Source organism: Allobosea sp. RIT-PG3_2 (genome assembly GCF_057321085.1).
The window spans coordinates 716258-734446 of sequence record NZ_JBXWCA010000001.1; the positions used below are offsets into that span (position 1 = coordinate 716258).

The following is an 18189-nucleotide window of genomic DNA, read 5'->3' on the forward strand; positions in this document are numbered from 1 at the left end:
GGGTTCATCCAGCGGGTTTGTCGAATGTGCTTGGTAAAGCACAGCGGCTGCGTCCTTAATAGGACCAAAATGGGAAGCCATGCGCTATCCTAAAACACGAGGGGGAAGGACGACTCATGAGCCGGCACGCCGACGACAAGTCCAAGGGCACCAGCAGCTCCGCCGAAGCCGCCGTCCCCGACTTCGACCAGTTCGCCCAGAACATGGGCCGGCTCGTCGAGGAATACGGCAAGGTCACGGCCGCTTATCTGAAGCCCCTCGAACGCGGCGATGCCAAGACCGGCCAGGCCGAGGAGGCGAGCGACATGGTCAAGACGCTCAGCCGCGTGGCCGAGCGCTGGGTCAACGATCCCGCCAAGATCATCGAGGCGCAGGCCTCGCTCACCGGCGACTTCATGAATCTGTGGAGCACGGCCCTGAAGCGCGCCAGCGGCGAGGAGGTCGCGCCCGTTGCCGAACCCGACAAGCGCGACACCCGCTTCAAGGATCCGGACTGGACGAACCATCCGACCTTCGACTTCATCAAGCAGGCCTATCTGATCGGCTCGCGCTGGGCCGAGGCCATGGTCGACAAGGCCGACGACCTCGATCCCCATACCCGCAACAAGGCACGCTTCTACATCAAGCAGATCGCCGGAGCGCTCTCGCCGACCAATTTCGTCGCGACCAATCCCGAGCTGCTGCGCGAAACCCTGCAGCAGAGCGGCGAGAACCTCGTGCGCGGCATGAAGATGTTCGCCGAGGACGTCGAGGCCGGCGGCGGTGAGCTCAAGATCCGCCAGTCCGACGCCAGCGCCTTCGAGGTCGGCGTCAACATCGCGACTACCCTCGGCAAGGTCATCTTCCGCAACGAGATTATGGAGTTGATCCAGTACGCCCCGGCGACACCGCAGGTGCTGAAGCGGCCGCTGCTGATCGTGCCGCCCTGGATCAACAAGTTCTACATCCTCGACCTCAACCCGGAAAAGAGCTTCATCCGCTGGTGCGTCGAACAGGGGCTGACGGTGTTCTGCGTCTCCTGGGTCAACCCCGACGCCCGGCACGCCGCCAAGGATTTCGAGAGCTATATGCGCGAGGGCATCTTCGCCGCCCTCGACGTGATCGAGCAGGTGACGGGCGAGAAGCGCGTCTCGGCCATCGGCTACTGCGTCGGCGGCACGTTGCTCGGCGTGACGCTGGCTTACATGGCCGCCATCGGCGACAAGCGGATCGAAAGCGCCACCTTCTTCACCACGCAGGTCGATTTCTCGCAGGCCGGTGAGCTCTCGGTCTTCGTGGACGAAGAGCAGATCCGCGCGATCGAGGATCAGATGGCCAAGACCGGCTATCTCGACGGCTCCCGCATGTCCGGCGCCTTCAACATGCTCAGGCCCAACGACCTGATCTGGTCCTATGCGATCAACAACTACCTCAAGGGCAAAGCTCCGACCGCCTTCGACCTGCTTTACTGGAATTCGGATTCGACCCGTATGCCGGCGGCGAACCACTCCTTCTATCTGCGCAACTGCTATCTCGACAACAAGCTCTCCAAGGGCGAGATGCGCATCGGCGGCAAGACGCTCGACATCGGACGCGTGAAGATGCCGATCTACAACCTCGCCACGCGCGAGGACCACATTGCCCCCGCGCAATCCGTCTTCAACGGCTCGCAATGCTTCGGCGGCCCTGTCGAGCATGTGGTGGCGGGCTCCGGCCATATCGCCGGTGTCGTCAATCCGCCAAACAAGGTGAAGTACCAGTACTGGACGGGCGGGCCGGCCAAGGGCACCTACGCCGACTGGCAGGCTAAGGCCGAGGAGCATCCGGGCTCGTGGTGGCCGCACTGGTTCGCCTGGGTCCAGGCCCAGGCGCCGAAGAAGGTCGCAGCCCGCGAGCCGGGCGGCGGCAAGCTGCCGGCGCTCGCCGACGCGCCCGGCACCTATGTGAAGGTGAGGGTCTGAGCCAATCGGAGGTCCGGGCTCGCAGTGAGAAGCGCGATCATTCGTCATCCTTCCCGGCGCGGTTTCCTCAGTGGGAGTCTCGCCCTCGCGCTATCTCCATCGGCAAGCCGTGCCGCAGGCATTGAGGCGCTGCGCAATTTCGACGGGCACAAGCTGCCGAGGCTCCGCGCCGCGCTCGCTGAAACGCGTGCCGGAAAGGCCGATACGCGAATCCTCTACGAGGGCGACAGCATCACGCGCGGCATCGGCACCATCCGGCAATGGGGCGGCGAGGCTTATGCGAAGGCGGTCCCGCAGCGCGTCGCCGACATCATGAATGCGCCCGGGCTGAAATGGTCGCGCGAGACCATGATGGCCCTCGGCGGACTTGCTGGCGGCGACGGGCGGCTGTCGACTGCAGGCGCGACCGTCGCATCCAATGCGATCCGCCTCGAGCCGGGCGATGTTGCGACACACACCACAGCCGTCGCCTGCACCCGGTTCGAAGCGTTGTACTACGCATCCGGCGCCTCCTCCTTCAGCTATGCGATCGATGACGGGGCCGAAACCGCGGTGCCGTTCAGCACGACGGGTTTCCATCGGCTAACACTGTCCGGTCTGACGCCGTCCATTCATGCGGTTCGGTTCACGGCCCTGACCGGCACGATCCGCCTGCTGGCGCAGCACGGACACTCGCCCGGGACCCGCGAAGTCGCGATATTCAACCATGGCATCAGCGGCGCGACCGTCGCGATGGCCGCAGACACCCGCTCGCCCTATTCCGTGGCGAACACCATTCCGCAGATCCGCCCTCACCTCTCCGTCATCAACTTCGGGCTCAACGACTGGCAGAAGGGCGTCGCCCCGGAGGAGTTCAAGGCCAGCCTGCGCGCGCTGATCAACCTGTGCACCCCGACCGGCGACGTCATTCTCGAAACCAGCAACCCGGCTGGCCCCCGCGGTCCCTATGCCTATCCGCTGAGTGCCTACTGGCAGGCCATGCGCGAATTATCCGACGAGATCGCCTGCCCGCTCATCGATACCGCCGCCGTGTGGGGTGACTACGACAGCGCCGTGGCGCGGAATTTGATGTCCGATACGCTGCACCCAAACGCCGCGGGCTATGACGAGAAAGCCGAGAGACATGCGGCGCTCTTTCGCCAGCTATAGCTTTCGACTGAATTCGAACCTTTTTTGAAATGTTGCGCGTCAGTATCATCGTTCTATTGTCCGCTTCCTTCAGCCTATCTTAGTGCAATTTGAAGGGAGGCCTCCCGGCGTGATCGTTTACGACGACGACGAGATTCAAGTCATCTTTCATCGGGGAGCTGGCGACATCCTGCTCGTCACCTTCGGCCCCTTGAACACCCTCGCCGATGGCACGGATTTCTTCGGTCGGGCGCTGGCACAGCGAACGGATCTGAGCGTGCTCGGCTTCATGGCCAAACGCCCGAATTGGTACCCGGAGGCCAATATGCTTCGCGCGCTTGCGGCAACGAAGGATCTGCGCGCCGCTTACCCGGAGATCGTGACCTATGGATCGTCCATGGGTGGATACGGGGCGGCGAAATATTCCCGCCCGCTCGGTGCCTCCACCGCGCTGTCGCTCTGCCCGCAATGGTCGATCGATCCGGCGCATGTCGCCCCGTACGATCGGCGCTACGAGCAGTATTTCGTCGCAGGACGCACGGGAGACGCGATCCGGGCCCACGATGTTTCCGGCAGGGTCTACGTCTTCGTCGATCCCTCCTACGCCCCGGATTTCGGCCATGCCGAGCGCATACCGACCGCTGAACTCGTGCCGGTACACTCCGCCCAGCACCATGTGACCGGGATGCTGGCGGGCACGGTCGCGTTCCAATCGCTCCTCGCCGCGACCCGGCGGCGCAACGGGCCAGAGCTCTCAGCTGCCGTGGCCAGACTGCGCCGTGCAAGTCCCCGCCGTCTCGTCGAAGTGATCAAGAAGGCGAAACGCCGGCATCCGCAATGGGCCGGAGCCTTGACGCAGGCCCGAGCGAGCGCCCTGACTGCCAATCCGAGATTGCTGGCGGAAGTGTCGGCCTGAACTTCAGACCAGATGGCCTTTGGCAGACAGGCCTGCTTCCGCCTGCTCCCAAAACAGGAAAGCCGGCCCAAGAGCCGGCTTTCTCGAACGCTCGTCGGAACGCTCAGTACTTGCGGACGACCGGTTGGACCGGGATCGTCTGCTTCGGATCGTCCCAGTTATACGTGATGCCAACCGAGGCGATGTGAATGTAGGGCTTGGCCTCGGCGGTGTAGAACACCGCACCCTGCTGCGGATGGCCGCCAGTGTAGTTCACCGACGCCTTCTTCACGTCGATATAGGTGTAGCCAACGTCGAGCTTGATCCGATCGGTAACCTGATAGCTCGCACCGGCACTGAGCCACAGCCGGTCGTTGTCCGAGATGTAGATCGTGCGATTACGGTCGTTCACCGCGGACAGTTCGTAGCCGATACCGGCGCGCAGGGTCAGATCATTGCTATACTTGTACTCGACGCCGCCGCTGAAGAACCAGGCGTCGTCGTACTGGAAGTTGAGGCTCGTCGCCGGGAGGCCGTTGAGCTTGCTCACCACGGGGATGTTGCGGAAACGGCTCCAGTTCGTCCACTCGACGCCGGCGTGGACTTGCCACTGGTCGTTGATAACCTGCGAAAGACCGAAGACGACCGAATCGGGAAGGTTGAGGTTGGCCTTGACCGGGATGCGGGCGAGCGGCGTGCTCAGCGAGCCGTTGAGGCTCTGGTGTATCGACGAACGATAGGCCAGGCCGATGTTGGTCCCGTTGAACGGCGTCAGCGTCAAACCGAAGCGATAGCCAAAATCGATCGTATCACCGTCGAGAATGACAGGTGCTGCCGTCGGGGCAAGACCGCTCGCCTGCTTAAGGGTCGCGCTGAGGTACTGGACCTGCATGGCGGCACCGACAGAGAGCCAATCATTGACCTTATAACCTATGGTCGGCGAGACGTTCACCGTCACGACCTTAGCCGAGCGACCATAAATCTGGGCGGCGTGGGCCTGGTTGTCGGGCTTCGAGCGCAGGCCATAGGGGGCGCCCGTGGTCATGCCAACCCAAAGTCGGTCCGTCAGCTGCCAGGCACTGGCCGAAGCCGGGATGAAGGCGCCGTCGCCGCCGAGGTTGCCGGTACCGAGCTGAATGGGATTCAGCGGCCCGACGGGCGAGCCGATACGCGAGGGTGACGTCGGCTGATAATCGCCATTGGCGTTGAGGTAGGTGAAGTTCCAGTTGCTGTGCCGGCCGGGGAACATGGTGATGGTCGCCGGGTTCCAGGCCATCGCGCCCATGCCGATCCCGCCGGACGCGGCGCCCGCATAGGCCATACCAAGACCTTCGGCGCCCTGGCCGCTGCGGATCGCGAAGGAACTCGCCGAGGCGGCTCCAGCAGCAAGAAGAGCGGCAACGGAAACCGTGGCGGCGGCAGCGGTACGAACAAGGCCCTTCATCGAATCCATCCCAGTTACGGTTCTTCGAGGTGCAGGACCTCGCTTGATTCGAACCATGCCGCGTGCCGTTTGCCGCCGCAATCCCGCCCGCATCGTCCAAAATCCGCCGCCAGATTTCCAAATTCGCGCCTGCGAAGGCAAAAAACAGCCAAAAATGACAGTTTTCGCGAGGTCGGCCGAAAGATCGTTCAGAAAAGGATGGTTCACATGCGAACTATTGCCGGTTTTGCGCCCGTGGCGCTTCCGCCAACCCGGCCGGCATTCGTCACCGCGACAGTCGCTTTGAAACGTCACGTTGCATTCGGGCAACAACCCACCATCATGCTGCGGGCGGGTCATGCGCCGATATGGGCTTGCGCTTCGGACAGGCATCCAGTCAAAGTCCCGGACCCATTTAGATCGTTTGAAACGGGGGAAACACCTTGAAACTGCTCCGCTACGGCGCGCTCGGCCAGGAAAAGCCGGGCCTTCTCGATGCCCAGGGCGGGTTGCGCGACCTGTCCGGCGTCATTTCCGATGTCGCCGGCAAGGCGCTGACCTCGGCCTCTCTCGCCAAGCTCAAGGCACTCTCCCCGGACTCGCTGCCGCTCGTTTCGGGCTCGCCGCGCATCGGCGCCTGCGTAGGCGACGTGCGCAACTTCATCGCCGTCGGCCTCAACTTCGCCGACCACGCGGCCGAGACCGGAGCCGAGATTCCGAAGGAGCCGATCCTCTTCAACAAGGCACCGAACTGCATTGTCGGCCCCAATGACGACGTCGTCATTCCCAAGGGCTCGAAGAAGACCGACTGGGAGGTCGAGCTTGCGATCGTGATCGGCGATGGCGGCTCCTATATCGAGGAGAAGGACGCCATGGCCGCGATCGCCGGCTTCTGCGTCTGCAACGACGTCTCCGAGCGCGAATTCCAGCAGGAGCGCGGCGGCCAGTGGGCCAAGGGCAAGGGCTGCCCGACCTTCGGCCCGCTCGGCCCGTGGCTGGTCACGACCGACGAGGTCAAGGACATCCAGAATCTCGGCATGTGGCTGGCGGTCGACGGCGAGCGCGTACAGAACGGCTCGACCAAGACGATGATCTTCGGCGCCGCCTATCTGGTGCACTACATCAGCCAGTTCATGCGCCTTGATCCGGGCGACGTGATCACCACCGGGACGCCTCCCGGCGTCGGCCTCGGCTTCAAGCCGCCGCGCTTCCTGAAGGGCGGCGAAGTGGTGACGCTGGGCATCGAAGGCCTCGGCGAGCAGAAGCAGAACTTCGTCGTCTACAAGGGCTGAGCCCGCCATAGCGCGAGCGAATTGCCCGCTCCCACCATCAGACGCCGGCAATCGCCGGCGTCTTTCTTTTTTCGAGATTGGCAAGGGCGCACGAAGCCCGCGGGCTGGCAGCGGCAGACGCAGTCGACCGGACGGTTCGGCGAAAAAAAACCGCCACGCCGCTTGACCCGGCTGTGGCGGCGCGAGGTTACGTTCGCTCGAGCATAAAGCCCGCGCCCGGACAGCCTCGCCCGGCTTCGACAGGCGCGCATCCCCCAAATGGGGGGTTGCGGCTTCAACGCGGCGGCGCAGCGCTTTTGAGAAGGCCGACGAGGTCTGCCTGCCGCCGCGATCCCGTCTTCGCCAGGATATGCTTCAGTGTCGTGCGGGCCGTCGCCTCAGTCACCCCGAGACGCTGTGCGGCTTCGCGCGGCGTATGGCCGGCGGCGATAGCAGCGGCCAGGCGCGCTTCCGCCGGCGTCAGGTCGAAGAGCCCGCCGATCAGGCTAGCTTCCGGGCCGGCACTCGCCGTCACCGGCGTGGCGACGACGATCGCGCTCGCAAAAGAGAAAACGTCGCGAGCTCGCCCACGCACCGGCGAGACATGCAGCACCATCGGCATATCGCCTCGCCGTGCGGGGATCGGCAGGGAGCGCACCGGCTGCGGCAGATCAGGCCGGGACAATGCGGCAATCGACGCGGCCAGCATCTGATCGGCCGGGGCATGCGCAACAGTGAGGCGCAGCGTGCGATCCTGGAAGATGCTTGGCATGAGGTTGTGGAACAGGGCGTTGGCATCGATCACCTGCCCGCGCAGGCCAAGCACCGCAGCCGGCAATCCCATCAGTTCGAGGGCTTGCGATGCGGCTCGCGCCCGCTCCATCGCCAGCCGGCGGCCGAGCAATCCGGCGCGGGCGAAATGCGAGCGCAGACTGTCGAGAGCGGCGATCCCCGCGGCGCCCACAAAACCTTCCGAGAAGGAGCGCTCGCAGTGGATGATCGTCATGTCGCCGGATGGGGCCGCGATCGCGGTCGCGACGCCGGAACCGTATCCGGCCGGAATCAGGATGTCCTGATAAAGCGGCTCGCTTGCGATCTCCTCGCGAGTGAAGACATCCTCATCCGTGATGAAGCCGTGCCGGCCGCTGACCAGCAGGCGTTGCGCCCGCTGGTTGATCTGAAACGGGATGCGCCGCAGCACGTCCTCATAGGCCTCGGCGAACTCCGGAGACGAACCGACCAGACGGGCCTCGTCATCGAGCACCGTACCAAGCAAGGCTTCCCTGCAACCGGCGAGCCGAGCCGTGTCCCGCAACACGCGGGACCAGCCTTCAGGCACGATCGCGGCTTCATAAATGCCGTCGATCAGGGTGTTTTCGAACTCGCTGCCCGGCACGTCAGCCCCCAACGACGTTCAGCGTAGCCCGGCCGCAGCAAAATGGCCTCCCCCATTTGGAGGAGGCCACATGCGCCTTTAGCCGAAGCAATGACCGGGAAAGATATCTGGCAGTTCGAAATCTCAGCCTTCGGGCAGGCCGAGCATCAGGCGGATGTTCTGGACCGCAGCCCCCGATGCGCCCTTGCCCAGATTGTCGAGGCGGGCCACGAGCACGGCCTGGCCGAGATCGTCCTGCCCGAAGACGCGCAGCTCGAGCTTGTTGGTGTCGTTCAGCGCCTCGGGCTCGATCTTGCCGGCCGTGCCGTCCTGCGAGAGCACGCTGACATAGGTCGAGCCGGCATAGCGCTCGGCCAGGGCGTGATGGAGATCGCCGACGCTCGGCCGCCCGGGCAGCGTGTCGAGATGCAGCGGCACCGAGACCAGCATGCCCTGCCGGAAATTGCCGACGGACGGCACGAAGATCGGCCGGCGGGTCAACCGCGCATAGGCCTGCAACTCGGGCAGGTGCTTATGGCGCAGGTTGAGCCCGTAGAGCTCGAAAGCCGGCGCGACACCGGTCTCGTAATCCTCGATCATCGACTTGCCGCCGCCGGAATAGCCGGAGACGGCGTTGACCGTGACCGGATGATCCTGCGCCATCAGCCCGGCATCGACGAGCGGACGCAACAGCGCGATGGCGCCGGTGGGATAGCAGCCGGGATTGGCGACACGGTCGGCCTTGGCGATCTTCTCGGCATGGCCGGGCGCGAGCTCGGCAAAGCCGTAGACCCAGCCCGGCGCGATGCGGTGCGCGGTTGCGGCGTCGACGATCTTCGGAGCATCCGCGCCGAGTTCATCGGCAAGAGCGACAGATTCCTTCGCGGCCTCGTCCGGCAGGCAGAGCACGACGAGATCGACGCCCGCCATCATGTCCTTGCGGGCAGCCGGGTCCTTACGCTTGTCGGGATCGATGCTCTTGACCGCGACTTCCGGCACAGCGGCAAGGCGCTCGCGGATGCCGAGCCCGGTGGTGCCGGCTTCGCCGTCGATGAAGATGGATTTCAGGTTCTGGCTCATCAGGACCCCCGATCGCCGGGCAGGCGAGTTGGCTAAGGGCATAAAAAAACCGCGCTCCATGGCGCGGTCGCGGGCGTTCGGACTTCAGCCGAGCGTCATCGCGGGCGCGCCGGAGCGGCCTGGACAGTGCGACGTCGGATGAAGCTCGTCATCATGATCCCGTATATGTTCGCGCTCGGGTCGGGTGTCAATCGAAGCTTTGAGGGCGGCGTCATTCAGGCTTGGCCCGAGAGAGCGGACGCGGGAACCTCCTTCGGCGGGAGATGCTTGGGTCAAGCCCGATCATGACGGACGCGAGCCCGAAAGCGCGAGTCATCAGAATCGCTTCGCGGCCTTTCCTCGCAAGCCGATTCAACCAGCCTTCTTCAGTGCCAGCGCCTGGATATGGTGCTGTACGATGGTCGAGGCCACGATCGCCGTGATGTCGGCATGGTCGTAGGGCGGCGAGACCTCGACCACATCCATGCCGCGTATGTCGAGATCGCGCAGTGCCCACAGAATGCGCAGCGCCTGATCCGCACTGAAGCCGCCCGAGACCGGCGTTCCGGTGCCGGGCGCGACGGCCGGATCGAGTGCATCGATGTCGAAGGTGAGATAGGCAGCCCCCTCGCCCACCCGCTCGCGGATGCGCTGCGCCACGCCGGCGACGCCGAGTTCATGCGCCTGATAGGCATCGATGATGGCGATCCCGCAATCGCGCGGTGCGACGGTGCGGATGCCGATCTGGATCGAGCGTTCCGCGTCGATCAGCCCTTCGCGCACCGCCTCCAGCACGAAGCTGCCATGGCCGATCGCGCCGGCGCCGTCGTCCCAGCTGTCCTGATGGGCGTCGAACTGGATCAAGGCCAGCTTGCCGTGGCGGGCGACATGGGCGCGCAGCAGCGGCAGCGTGACGAAATGATCGCCGCCCAAGGTGACGAGATGGGCGCCGGAGGCAAGGATACCGGCGGCCTCCGTCTCGATGGCCCTGGCGCAGCCATGGAGATCGCCGCGCGGCAGGGCGCAGTCGCCATAGTCGACCGCGCTGAGGCGGGTGAAGGGATCGATGCCGGACGGATATTGCGGATCGCCGTCGAAGATCGCGCTGGCACGGCGGATCGCCTGCGGGCCGAAGCGTGCGCCCGGCCGGTTGGTGACGGCCAGATCGAAGGGCACGCCCCAGATGACGAGATCGCAACCGGAGACATCCTTGTCGTAGCGGCGGCGCATGAAGGACAGCGCGCCGGCATAGGTCGGGTCCGCGGCTCCTCCCCGCCTGTCGCCGGTGAATGCATGGTCGATGGGCGGCTTGTCCCTGGCTTCGGTCATGATCGTCCTCGAAATCAGCGCCGCGCGGTGAACCAGACGAAGAGGCACCAGGGCAGGATCAGCGCGAGTGCCGTCAGGACAAGCCGCAGCATCGTCCAGGCATAGGGATTGTTCAGCGCGCGGCCATCCAGTTCCGGCACGCCGTGGATGAAGCCGAGCGCAATGGCGGGCGCGAGGAAGACGACGAGGGCACGGCCGATGCGCCGGCCGCGCGGCAACTCCTCACGGGCGAGCATCAGCAGGGCCGGCACCGCGATCATGCCGAAGGCGAGGAGGACGAGGAGGACGCGCATTGGGTTCCGGGCAGGTGGTCGTTGACCAGCACTATATGTCGCTTGCCGGCCGCGCCGTCATCCCGGGTGACCGAAGGGAGACCCGGGATCCATGCCCGAACCTCAATCATCAGCGCTCCGGCATAGATCCCGGATCGGCGCGACTACGTCGCTTGTCCGGGATGACTGCGTGGTGGAGATCAGAGGCTTGGGTTACCTCCCGCCCGAGACCTTCAGGATGATTCCAGTCGTGTAGCTCGAGGCTTCCGAGAGCAGGAACAGCACGGCCTCGGCGATCTCGTCGGCGGTCGCGGCGCGCTTCAGCGGGATCAGCGGCGCGATGCGCGCGACACGGCCGGCCTCGCCTGTGGAGAGGGCGTGGATCTCCGTCTCGGTGATGCCGGGCGCAACGGCGTTCACGCGGATGCTGTGAGGCGCGAGTTCCTTGGCGAGGCCGATGGTCAGGGAATCGACCGCGCCCTTCGAGGCCGCATACCAGACATATTCCCCGGGCGAGCCGAGTTCGGCGGCAACGGAGGAGATGTTGACGATCGCCCTCGCCGGCGCCGCATCGTTGGCGATCAGGGCGCGCGCCGCCTCCCGTGCGACCAGGATCGCGCCGGTGACGTTGACGTCGATGCATTCTCGGATCGCGGCGATGTCCGCCTCGGCGAGCGTGCCGGACTTGCCGGTGATGCCGGCATTGTTGACGACATGGCTGAGCGGGCCGAGCGCGGCCTTCGCCTCGGCGAAGACGCGGGTGATGTCGGTTGCGCTGGCCATGTCGCCCTGCAGCGCGACGGCCTTGGCGCCCGCAGTCTCGCAGGCCTCGACGACCTCGGCGGCCGCCTTGTCGTTGCTCTGGTAGTTCACCGCGACATCGTAGCCGCGCCTTGCCGCCATGATGCAGGTCGCGGCGCCGATGCCGCGGCTGCCGCCGGTGACGAGAAGGACGGGGCGGGTAATGGCGGGCTCCTGTCGATGTGTCGAAGAGGCGCCAGACAATACGAAAAGGGCGGCTCTTGCGAGCCGCCCTTCCGCATACCGGATGATCCGGAAACGATCAGCGCTTCGAGAACTGGAAGCTGCGGCGGGCCTTGGCCTTACCGAACTTCTTACGCTCGACGACACGCGAGTCGCGGGTCAGGAAGCCTTCCTTCTTGAGCGGGCCACGAAGCTCCGGCTCGTAGAAGGTCAGCGCCTTGGAGATGCCGTGGCGCACCGCGCCGGCCTGGCCGGAGAGACCGCCGCCCTTGACCGAGACGACGACGTCGTACTGCGTCACGCGATCGACGAGCTGCAGCGGCTGCTTGAGCACGAGGCGCAGCACCGGACGGGCGAAATAGATCTCCTGGTCGCGGCCGTTGACCGTGACCTTGCCGGAGCCGGGCTTGATCCAGACGCGCGCGATGGCGTTCTTGCGCTTGCCGGTGGCATAGGCGCGGCCCTGCGCATCGACCTTCTTGACGTGGACCGGAGCGGCCGGCTGATCGGGCTTGGCGACATCGCCGAGCTGGGAGAGGGACTGAAGAACCTCGGCCATGGTCAGACCCTCTTGTTCTTGCTGTTGAGCGCGGCGACGTCGAGCGCCTCCGGCGACTGGGCGGCGTGCGGATGCTCCGAGCCCTTGTAAACGCGCAGGTTGCCGAGAATCTGGCGGAAGAGCGGACCACGCGGCAGCATGCGCTCGACGGCCTTCTCGACGATACGCTCGGGGAAGCGGCCTTCCAGGATGAACTTGGCCGAACGCTCCTTGATGCCGCCCGGGAAGCCAGTGTGGTGGTAATACACCTTCTGGTCACGCTTGCGGCCGGTCAGGGAGACCTTCTCGGCATTGATGATGATGACATTGTCGCCGCAGTCGACATGGGGAGTGTAGGCAGCCTTGTGCTTGCCGCGCAGACGCATCGCCACCACGGAGGCGAGACGGCCCACGACGAGCCCGGAGGCGTCGATCACTACCCACTTCTTTTCGACATCGGCGGGCTTGAGCGAGACGGTCTTCATCGCGGCACCCTTCGGTTGCGTTAGAAAAAGGACAAGCCGCCGGATGACCGGCGGCGGTGTAGGGTCGCAATAGGGGGAGCAGAGCCGGCTGTCAAGCGCGTCGTGAAGCACGATAATCTGAAAAACTTAGGTTTTTCAGTGACCTGACAAAAAAGGTATCATGATACCGTAACGCGGCGCGCCGTCGTGAGGTGCCCGGGCTTAACCCGAGCACCTCATGACGAAGCGGCGCCTCGTCCGGCAAGAGATTCTCTGGTCACCGCTGCGCGGCGCCCAAGAATGACGGAGGACGCGGCCTTGTTCATCGCGCTGCCGGGATCGAGTAGGTGCCCGTCGCGTGGCAGACCATGTCGGCGTCGCCCTGCGAATAAAGGCAGACCTCACCGACGGCGAGGCGCTTGCCGAGCTTGAGCAGCTTGGCTTCGCCGATCAGCGCGGCCTGCTCCGGCTTGCGCAGGAAGTTGTAATTGAGGCTCGTCGTCACGGCGAGGCCGACCGGGCCGATCTGGGCGAGGATCGCGACATAGAGGGCAAGGTCCGCGAGTGCCATCATGGTGGGGCCGGAGATCGTACCCCCCGGGCGCAAATGGCGCTCGTGATAGTCGCAGCGCATCCGCGCCGTCATCGGCCCGACATCCTCGATGAAATAGGTGCGTCCGCCATAGTGGATTTGCGGGAAGGCCTCGTCGAGATAGCTTTCGATCTCGGAGGCGCTCATGCGGGTCGTCATGCGGAAAACCGAAGGCTGAGGCGGGACTTCCCCCCTTGCAGCATGGGCGGCCGGCTCCGACAATAGGCCAAAATGCGCAAGCGGCGCGCGCGAACGCGATGCATCCGAGCGGTGCCGAGAGGGAACGTCATGAACGCCCATCACCAACCCGACGCCGCGTCGGTCCTGCTGCGTCAGGATGCCGACGGCATCGCGACGCTGACGCTGAACCGCCCGCAGGCCCGCAATCCGCTGAGCGAGGCGATGCTGGCGGCACTGAGCGAGACCTTGGCCGCCATCGCCGCCGACCGCTCGGTGCGGGCCGTCATCCTCGCCGCCGCCGGCCCCGTCTTCAGCGCCGGGCACGATCTCAAGGAGATGACCGCCCATCGCACTGACGCGGATCGCGGCCGGGCCTACTTCGCCGATATCCTTGGGCGCTGCTCGGCCGTGATGCAGCAGATCACCACCCTGCCCCAGCCGGTCATCGCGGCTGTCGAAGGCACCGCCACGGCCGCCGGCTGCCAGCTCGTAGCGAGCTGCGACCTCGCCGTCGCCGGCAGCGAGGCGCGCTTCTGTACGCCGGGCGTCCATATCGGATTGTTCTGTTCGACGCCGATGGTCGCGCTCTCGCGCAATCTTTCGGCCAAGCACGCCATGGAGATGCTGCTGCTCGGCGAGATGGTGCCGGCCGAGGAGGCTTTGCGGATGGGGCTCGTCAATCGCGTCGCCCCGGCAGGTCAGGCGCTCGCCGAGGCAGGCCGCCTTGCCACCGTCATCGCCTCGAAATCGCCTGCGACGGTCAAGGTGGGCAAGCGCGCGTTCTACGAGCAGCGCGAGATGGGGCTGAAGGGCGCCTACGACCACGCCTCGGCGGTGATGGTCGAGAACATGCTGGCGCGGGACGCAGAGGAAGGGATCGGCGCGTTCATGGAAAAGCGCGCGCCGATCTGGGAGTCATAACCGGCCAGGCGAGCTGGCGGCAGGGCTTATCCGACCGAGCGTCAGACGACTTCCCAATGCCGATAGCCCGCCCGCTCCACCGGGGCGGCGGTCTCGCCTTCAGGCGCCGGCTCGGCCGGCAGTTGCAGCACCGTGACACGCTGCCCCTCGATCAGGCTGGTGACCATCACGAGTTGCCCACTCGGCAGCTCGAGAGCGTCGTGGTGGACATAGGGCTTGTCGATATCGATCTGGCGGAAGCGCGCGACACGGGCATGGTACTTCCGGTTCGGCAGCAGCCCCATGCCGCGGTCGCATTCGATATCGGCCGCGAAGGCCAGCTCCGTCCCCGGCATCACGCAAACGGCCACATCCGGGCGATCCGCGCCGCAGAAGCCGCGTGTGCTCGCTTCCGGAAAGCGGGTCGAGACGAGCTCGTCGCCGACCTTGGCCGGAGTGGACATAACATTGTGCAGGCTGTAGTCGCACATGGCAGGCACTCCTTTCGCAGATGGCAAGTCGGGGCCCATTCCCCGAACCGTCAGGAAAGCACGAAAGCATGGCAAGCCTATGTTGAGCAGGCATTGACACGCCGCCGGAGCGCCTTGATATCCTTCGCTTTTCTTCGGACGCCCTCCATTGAACCACGATTCCTATGACGATGCGCTGATCCGTCGCATCCTGCGCGAAACGAAGAGGATCGCTCTGGTGGGCGCCTCCGCCAACGAGGCGCGGCCGAGCTGGATCGTGACGAAATACCTGATCGATCGAGACTACGACGTCATACCCGTCAATCCCGGCCTCGCCGGCAAGACCCTCCTTGGGAAGACGGTCTATACCTCGCTCAAGGAGATCCCCGGCCCGATCGACATGGTCGAGATCTTCCGCAACTCGGAGGCCGCCTCGGCCATCACCGACGAGGCGCTGGCGCTCGACCCGCTGCCGAAGGTAATCTGGATGCAGCTTTCGGTTCGCAACGACGAGGCCGCGGCACGAGCCGAGGCGAAGGGCATCACCGTCATCATGAACCGCTGCCCGAAGATCGAATATGGGCGGCTTTCCGGCGAGATCGGCTGGCAGGGCATCAATTCGCGCATCATTTCGGCCAAGAAGCCGATGTTGGCCGGCAAGGGCTTCCAGAAGCTGACGATCAACCGGCCGGGCACCTGACTGCCCGCGCCTCGAACGGTAGGCGAGCATGGGCACGATCACGACCACCTGTTGCATCGCCGGCGGCGGGCCGGCGGGGATGATGCTGGGATTCCTGCTGGCGCGGGCCGGCATCGACGTGACCGTTCTGGAAAAGCACGACGATTTCCTGCGCGATTTTCGCGGCGACACCATCCATCCCTCGACGATGCAGCTGATGGAAGAGCTCGGCCTGTTGGAGGATTTCCTCAAGCTGCCCCACACCAAGGAGCGGCACATCGTGGCTCGTTTCGGCAGCGAGGACGTGCCGATCGCCGATTTCACGCATCTGCCGGTGGCGGCGCCGTACATCGCCTTCATGCCGCAATGGGACTTCCTCGATTTCCTGGCCGATCGCGGCCGCGAGCTGCCACACTTCAAGCTGCTGATGCGGACGCGGGCGAGCGGCCTCGTCCGCGAGGGCGGGCGCATCGCGGGCACCACCGCCGAGACGGAGGACGGCCCGATCACGATCCGCGCCGATCTCGTCGTCGCGGCGGACGGGCGCCATTCCGATCTGCGGCAGGCCGGTGGCTTCACGGTCGACGAGATCGGCGCGCCGATGGACGTGCTCTGGTTCCGGCTGTCGCGGCGCGAGAGCGACGCCGCCCAGACCTTCGGGCAGGTCGCACGCGGGCGCTTCGCCGTCATGCTGAACCGCGGCGACTATTGGCAATGCGCGTATGTGATCCCCAAGGGTACGCTCGAGACCCTGCGCGCGGCCGGGCTCGACGCCTTCAAGGCCAGCCTTGCCGAATTGCTGCCGATCGTCGCCGACCGCGCCGGCGAACTCGCCAGCTGGGACGATCTCAAGCTGCTCTCGGTCGCGGTCGACCGGCTGGAGCGCTGGTGGCAACCCGGCATCCTCTGCATCGGCGACGCAGCACATGCGATGTCGCCGATCGGCGGTGTCGGTGTGAACCTCGCGATCCAGGACGCCGTGGCGGCCGCCAACCGGCTGGCGGCGCCGCTGCGCGAAAAGCGGCTGCGCGACGAGGACCTCGCTGCGGTACAGGAGCGCAGGATGTTCCCCACGAAGGCGACGCAAGCCCTGCAGGTCGCGATCCAGAACCGCGTCATAACACCACTTCTGACCGGGAGCGGGCCGGTGAAGCCGCCCTTCGTGCTGAAGCTCCTGCAATGGCTCCCGGTGCTGCGCCGCATCCCGGCACGGCTCGTCGGCATGGGCTTCCGCCCCGAGCATATCGGGCCGGAGCTGGCGCCGCGCCGCTGAATTGACGCTGCGAGCCCCGTTCGTTAAATCGAACGAACGGTTTCGAAGTCAGAAATGTCAGGGAGCACGCCATGTCCGATCGCGCACCGGGGTTCCACACGCTTGCCGTCCATGCCGGGGCCGCTCCCGATGCGGCGACGGGCGCACGGGCCACGCCGATCTACCAGACGACGTCCTTCGTCTTCGACGATGTCGACCACGCCGCATCGCTGTTCGGACTGCAGGCCTTCGGCAACATCTATACCCGCATCGGAAACCCGACGAATGCGGTGCTGGAAGAGCGCGTCGCGGCGCTCGAAGGCGGCACGGCGGCGCTCGCAGTGGCCTCCGGCCACGCCGCGGAATTCCTGTGCTTCCACGCGCTGATGCAGCCCGGCGACGAGTTCGTCGCGGCGCGCAAGCTCTATGGCGGCTCGATCAACCAGTTCAACCATTCCTACAAGAACTTCGGCTGGAACGTGATCTGGGCCGACTCCGACGATCTCGAAGGCTTCGCTGCCGCCGTGACGCCGAAGACCAAGGCGATCTTCATCGAATCCATCGCCAATCCGGGTGGCGTCGTCGTCGACATCGCCGGCATCGCCGCAATCGCCAGGAAGCACAACATCCCGCTGATCGTCGACAACACGATGGCGACGCCCTACCTGATTAGGCCCTTCGAGCACGGCGCCGACATCGTCGTGCACTCGCTGACCAAGTTCCTCGGCGGCCATGGCAATTCGATCGGCGGCATCATCGTCGATGGCGGCTCGTTCAACTGGCTCGGCGACGAGCGCTATCCGATGCTGTCCAAGCCCCGGCCCGAATATAACGGCATGGTGCTGGCGGAGACCTTCGGCAATTTCGCCTTCGCCATCGCGACGCGCGTGCTCGGCCTGCGCGACATGGGGCCCGCGCTCTCGCCCTTCAACGCCTTCATGATCCTGACCGGCATCGAGACCCTGCCGCTGCGCATGCAGAGGCATTGCGAAAGCACGCTCAAGGTGGCCGAGCATCTCGCCAAACATCCGGCGGTGGAGTGGGTCAGCTATCCCGGCCTCGCCGGCGACAAATACCATGATCTCGCAAAGCGCTATTCACCCAAGGGGGCGGGCGCGGTGTTCACCTTCGGGCTCAAGGGCGGCTACGACGCCGGCGTCAAGCTGGTCTCGAACCTCAAGCTGTTCTCGCACCTCGCCAATATCGGCGATACGCGCTCGCTGGTGATCCACCCGGCCTCGACCACGCACCGCCAGCTCAACGACGAGCAGAAGACGGCTTCGGGCGCCGGCCCGCAGGTGGTCAGGCTCTCGATCGGGCTCGAGGATGTCGAGGACCTGATCGCCGATCTCGATCAGGCGCTGGCATAGCCGTCATTCCGGACGTTGCAGGGTTTTGGGTCGCGCCCCTTCACGCCTGCCGTCCTGAGATGGAACCG

18 protein-coding genes are annotated in these 18189 nt (G+C 65.4%); 8 read left to right on the forward strand and 10 right to left on the reverse strand.

The features are described 5' to 3' along the window. Nucleotides 1-116: 116 nt before the first annotated feature. From phaC to AC2FAN_RS03210, 3 genes are all read left to right on the forward strand, one after another. Nucleotides 117-1940, forward strand: coding sequence for a class I poly(R)-hydroxyalkanoic acid synthase (phaC, locus tag AC2FAN_RS03200; RefSeq protein ID WP_485172688.1), 1824 nt, complete (start codon nt 117-119; stop codon nt 1938-1940). Nucleotides 1941-1964: 24 nt separating this feature from the next. Further along, nucleotides 1965-3089 (forward strand): SGNH/GDSL hydrolase family protein, encoded by a 1125-nt coding sequence (locus AC2FAN_RS03205; protein WP_485172689.1) that lies wholly within the window; start codon nt 1965-1967, stop codon nt 3087-3089. 109 nt (nt 3090-3198) lie between these two features. Next, nucleotides 3199-3984: a hypothetical protein gene (locus AC2FAN_RS03210; RefSeq protein ID WP_485172690.1), complete on the forward strand. Its 786-nt coding sequence runs from the start codon at nt 3199-3201 to the stop codon at nt 3982-3984. A 103-nt stretch (nt 3985-4087) separates the two neighbouring features. Here the strand turns inward: AC2FAN_RS03210 and AC2FAN_RS03215 are convergent, their stop codons facing one another. Further along, nucleotides 4088-5746, reverse strand: a complete 1659-nt coding sequence (locus tag AC2FAN_RS03215; RefSeq protein ID WP_485172691.1) for an OmpP1/FadL family transporter — start codon at nt 5744-5746, stop codon at nt 4088-4090. Between the two features lie 83 nt (nt 5747-5829). On the opposite strand from AC2FAN_RS03215, the gene AC2FAN_RS03220 reads away from it, so the two are divergent. Then, on the forward strand, nt 5830-6678 hold the full coding sequence (locus tag AC2FAN_RS03220) for a fumarylacetoacetate hydrolase family protein (protein WP_485172692.1): 849 nt from the start codon (nt 5830-5832) through the stop codon (nt 6676-6678). 274 nt (nt 6679-6952) lie between these two features. Here AC2FAN_RS03220 and AC2FAN_RS03225 read toward each other — a convergent pair whose 3' ends face one another. The 8 genes from AC2FAN_RS03225 to AC2FAN_RS03260 form a co-directional block, all read right to left on the reverse strand. Beyond that, nucleotides 6953-8053, reverse strand: a complete 1101-nt coding sequence (locus tag AC2FAN_RS03225; RefSeq protein WP_485172693.1) for a helix-turn-helix transcriptional regulator — start codon at nt 8051-8053, stop codon at nt 6953-6955. 123 nt (nt 8054-8176) lie between these two features. After that, the gene (gene argC, locus AC2FAN_RS03230) at nt 8177-9112 is read right to left on the reverse strand and encodes an N-acetyl-gamma-glutamyl-phosphate reductase (protein ID WP_485172694.1); all 936 of its coding nucleotides are present in this window, start codon (nt 9110-9112) and stop codon (nt 8177-8179) included. A 351-nt stretch (nt 9113-9463) separates the two neighbouring features. Then, a complete protein-coding gene (gene speB / locus AC2FAN_RS03235; RefSeq protein ID WP_485172695.1) occupies nt 9464-10420 on the reverse strand; it encodes an agmatinase in 957 nt (318 codons plus the stop codon). A gap of 14 nt (nt 10421-10434) precedes the next feature. Continuing rightward, on the reverse strand, nt 10435-10713 hold the full coding sequence (locus tag AC2FAN_RS03240) for a hypothetical protein (protein ID WP_476807298.1): 279 nt from the start codon (nt 10711-10713) through the stop codon (nt 10435-10437). Nucleotides 10714-10905: 192 nt separating this feature from the next. Further along, nucleotides 10906-11697, reverse strand: a complete 792-nt coding sequence (locus AC2FAN_RS03245) for an SDR family oxidoreductase (RefSeq protein WP_485172696.1) — start codon at nt 11695-11697, stop codon at nt 10906-10908. A gap of 58 nt (nt 11698-11755) precedes the next feature. Beyond that, nucleotides 11756-12235, reverse strand: a complete 480-nt coding sequence (rpsI, locus tag AC2FAN_RS03250; RefSeq protein WP_265052861.1) for a 30S ribosomal protein S9 — start codon at nt 12233-12235, stop codon at nt 11756-11758. A 2-nt stretch (nt 12236-12237) separates the two neighbouring features. Further along, nucleotides 12238-12699 (reverse strand): 50S ribosomal protein L13, encoded by a 462-nt coding sequence (rplM, locus tag AC2FAN_RS03255; protein WP_265052860.1) that lies wholly within the window; start codon nt 12697-12699, stop codon nt 12238-12240. A gap of 301 nt (nt 12700-13000) precedes the next feature. Next, on the reverse strand, nt 13001-13417 hold the full coding sequence (locus tag AC2FAN_RS03260; protein ID WP_485172697.1) for a PaaI family thioesterase: 417 nt from the start codon (nt 13415-13417) through the stop codon (nt 13001-13003). A 141-nt stretch (nt 13418-13558) separates the two neighbouring features. Between AC2FAN_RS03260 and AC2FAN_RS03265 the strand changes: the two genes are divergently transcribed. Further along, on the forward strand, nt 13559-14371 hold the full coding sequence (locus AC2FAN_RS03265) for an enoyl-CoA hydratase (protein ID WP_485172698.1): 813 nt from the start codon (nt 13559-13561) through the stop codon (nt 14369-14371). A gap of 41 nt (nt 14372-14412) precedes the next feature. On the opposite strand, the gene AC2FAN_RS03270 is transcribed toward AC2FAN_RS03265, so the two are convergent. Then, nucleotides 14413-14841, reverse strand: coding sequence for a hypothetical protein (locus AC2FAN_RS03270; protein WP_485172699.1), 429 nt, complete (start codon nt 14839-14841; stop codon nt 14413-14415). A gap of 148 nt (nt 14842-14989) precedes the next feature. On the opposite strand from AC2FAN_RS03270, the gene AC2FAN_RS03275 reads away from it, so the two are divergent. From AC2FAN_RS03275 to AC2FAN_RS03285, 3 genes are all read left to right on the forward strand, one after another. Further along, a complete protein-coding gene (locus tag AC2FAN_RS03275) occupies nt 14990-15520 on the forward strand; it encodes a CoA-binding protein (protein ID WP_485172700.1) in 531 nt (176 codons plus the stop codon). A 28-nt stretch (nt 15521-15548) separates the two neighbouring features. Continuing rightward, nucleotides 15549-16772 (forward strand): FAD-dependent oxidoreductase, encoded by a 1224-nt coding sequence (locus AC2FAN_RS03280; RefSeq protein ID WP_485172701.1) that lies wholly within the window; start codon nt 15549-15551, stop codon nt 16770-16772. A 71-nt stretch (nt 16773-16843) separates the two neighbouring features. Then, a complete protein-coding gene (locus AC2FAN_RS03285; RefSeq protein ID WP_485172702.1) occupies nt 16844-18121 on the forward strand; it encodes an O-acetylhomoserine aminocarboxypropyltransferase in 1278 nt (425 codons plus the stop codon). Nucleotides 18122-18189 lie beyond the last annotated feature (68 nt).